The sequence below is a fragment of the Nonomuraea sp. NPDC003201 genome, assembly GCF_053590415.1.
Genome location: NZ_JBSFTC010000640.1, coordinates 1 through 2,829, shown reverse-complemented (window position 1 = coordinate 2,829; position 2,829 = coordinate 1). Strand labels below are relative to the sequence as shown.

The window sequence follows — 2,829 nt, the reverse complement described above, 5'->3', positions numbered from 1 at the left end:
CGGACGACCGGGTCGGCTGCACCGCTGGGGAGGCCGTGGCCGGCTCAGGGGTGGGCGTGCGAGAAACCGAGGCGGGGGTCGGCCGCGTGGAGCTCGTCCGCCGTGGAGTCGGGTGCGCTCTGGGGGTGGGGCGGTGCGCGGCGGCGGAGTGCGCCGGGCGCGCGGAGGGGGAGCGCGCCGGGGACGCGGAGGGGCCGAGGGTGGTGGGCGCGGTGCGGAGACGGGATTCGGTGGCGACCGGGATGGAGCCGTCACGGGCGCCGGGGCCGGTGCGGTGCCAGTCGACCGCGTCCAGCCGCCTGGCGGTGGACGCCCCGCCCACCAGAATCCCCGCCGAGGCCAGCATGAGCGTGCCGACCAGCGCGCCGGCGATCATCAGTATCCGCCCTCGCCGCCCGCCCTCGTCGGCGAACGGGTCGGGCTCCGATGATCGCTCCGTGCCGGTCACGCCTCAAATGCTAGAGAGGTGCCACCGGTGCCAGGGCCGATCCGGACAAATCGGAGAGATAATTGTGATCATCAACAGGAGCACAGCAGCCCGCGCAGCGCCGTCTCCAGGCACAGGCCGGAGCGGGCCGGGGTCGGCCACGGGAAGCGGATCAGCGCCTCGTCCACCCGTACGGTCGCCCCGAACCGGTCCAGCTCCCACAGCCACACCTCGCCGGCCTCCTCGCCGAGCTGCCGGGACACGCCCGCGGTGAGCTGCGCCCGGTGCGAGGCGTTGACGTGCGAGAGCACCCGCTCGGCCGTCTCCGCCAGCGGGTCCGGCGCCGCGCCCAGGTAGTCGTCGGCGTCCAGCAGCCCCGACTCCTGCCCGGTGAGGTACACGACCTGTCCCACGTCCAGCCGCAGCAGCCGGGGCGCGGAGCGCTCCCCGAACCGCTCGAGCGCGTCGAACAGGCTCTCGTCGGCGCTGTGGGCGGCCACCGCGACCGCCGCGCCCCGCGCCTCGCTCTCCGGCACGGCCTCCGCCCACCCCTGCACCTCGAGCAGCCCGCGCGGATGGATGGCGTCGCCCAGTTGCCGCATCGCCGTCAGGTTCACCGCCACGACGGCGTCCTCGCGCAAGGGGTGCAGGGGCTCGCCGGGCAGCACCAGGAGCACGGGCCGGCCGCGCTCGTCCACGCCTCCCCGGGCCGGCGAGGACGCTCCGTCGACGGACAGCTTGGCGACGTTCGCGGTCGCGGCGAGGGTGCGGACCCGCTCGGGGATCGGCAGCATGGGCCCTCCGTTTCAATGATAGGTTAGGCTTCCCTAAGTAAGGATTACCTAATCACATTGAGGTGAACGTGCGCTACACCGGTCCCAAGGTGCGACTGTCGCGTCGCGCGGGCGTCCCGCTGACCAGGAAAGCCGTCCGCTACTTCGAGCAGCGCCCCTATCCGCCGGGCGAGCACGGCCGCAAGACCAACCGCCGCAGCACCGGCGACTACGGGCTGCGGCTGATGGAGAAGCAGAAGCTGCGCTGGTACTACGACGTGTCGGAGCGGCAGCTGCGCCGCTACTGGGACCTCGCCGTCCGCAAGTCGGGCGCGTCCGGCGCCGAGCTGGTGACGCTGCTGGAGAGCCGCCTGGCCTCGCTCGTGCTGCGCGCCGGGCTGGCGCCGTCCATCTACGCGGCGCGGCAGTACGTCAACCACGGCCACATCGCCGTGGACGGCCGCAAGGTGGACATCCCCAGCTACCTGGTCAGGCCCGGGCAGGTGGTCACGGTGCGGGAGCGCTCCCGCCGGATGCAGCCGTTCGTGGCCGCCGCCGAAGGCGTGTACGCCGACGAGCGCACCGCGGCCTACCTCTCCGTGGATCACGCCAATTTGACGTTCACGCTGGTGAACCGCCCCGAACGCGAACAGATCGTGGTCCCCGTGGAGGAGCAGCTCGTCGTGGAGTTCTATTCTCGTTAGCCGTGAGCGAACCGGTAGAGCGTCATGCGAGTTGGTTAGAGCTGTTCTTCGACCTGGTGGTCGTCGTGGCGGTGGCGCAGCTGGCCCACCGGCTGGAGCACCCCACGTGGGAGAACGTCGCGTTGTTCGCGGTGCTCTACTACGCCGTGTGGAGCGTGTGGACGACGCTGACGCTCTATTCGAACGCCGAGGCCGAGCGCACCCGCACCCGCGGCATGCTGATCGGCATGTTCGGCATCGCGGTGATGGCCGCGGCCGCGCCCGACGTGGCGCACGTGCTGAAGGGGACCGGCGACACGCATGACGGCTGGTTCATCGCCGCCTACATCACCTGCAGGATCGGCGCCTCGCAGACCCTGCAGCGCGCCGGCACGATCCTGACGGCGTGGCCGGCGGCCCAGCTCGGCGCGGGCCTGATCCCGTGGTTCGCCTCCATCGGCGTCCATGGCCCGGCGCGCTACTTCCTGTGGGGGCTGGGCGCCGTACTCGACCTGATCTTCTCCGTGCTCCAGAGCCGCAGGCCGGAGCGCCTGATCAAGGAGATGCAGCACCAGGCCCTGCGGCAGGCGCAGCGGCTGGAGCAGCGTGACCGGCGCAGGGGCGACGGGCCGGTGGTGCGCCCGGCGGCGCGGGTCAAGGCCGCCGTGCTCGACCCCGCTCATCTCGGGGAGCGGCTCGGCCTGTTTGTGATCATCGTGCTCGGCGAGGCCGTCATGCAGGTCGTGATGGCCTCCTCCGGGCATTCCTGGGACCTGCAGCTCGGTCTGGCGGCGGTGGCCGGGTTCGGGCTGATCGTCTCGCTGTGGTGGCTGACCCTGCAGTACGGCGTGAGCGCGGTGCCGGGCGCGGCCGAGCGGGGGCTGCGCGCGTACGTGGCGCTGCCCGCGCACTTCGCGATGACCGCGGGCATCACCGCGACCGCGGC

3 protein-coding genes and 1 pseudogene are annotated in these 2,829 nt (G+C 72.3%); 2 read left to right on the top strand and 2 right to left on the bottom strand.

Annotated elements, in window-relative coordinates; genetic code table 11:
* Together ACWDX9_RS62115 and ACWDX9_RS62110 are read right to left on the bottom strand one after the other, a co-directional pair.
* Positions 1-448: pseudogene (locus ACWDX9_RS62115) on the bottom strand (hypothetical protein); the annotation flags it as partial.
* A gap of 71 nt (positions 449-519) precedes the next feature.
* Positions 520-1,221, bottom strand: a complete 702-nt coding sequence (locus ACWDX9_RS62110; protein ID WP_449973247.1) for a DUF2470 domain-containing protein — start codon at positions 1,219-1,221, stop codon at positions 520-522.
* A gap of 68 nt (positions 1,222-1,289) precedes the next feature.
* Between ACWDX9_RS62110 and rpsD the strand changes: the two genes are divergently transcribed.
* Together rpsD and ACWDX9_RS62100 are read left to right on the top strand one after the other, a co-directional pair.
* On the top strand, positions 1,290-1,904 hold the full coding sequence (rpsD, locus tag ACWDX9_RS62105; RefSeq protein WP_449973248.1) for a 30S ribosomal protein S4: 615 nt from the start codon (positions 1,290-1,292) through the stop codon (positions 1,902-1,904).
* Positions 1,905-1,906: 2 nt separating this feature from the next.
* Positions 1,907-2,829 (top strand): low temperature requirement protein A (locus tag ACWDX9_RS62100; RefSeq protein WP_449973246.1); only part of this gene is annotated, 923 nt, incomplete at its 3' end.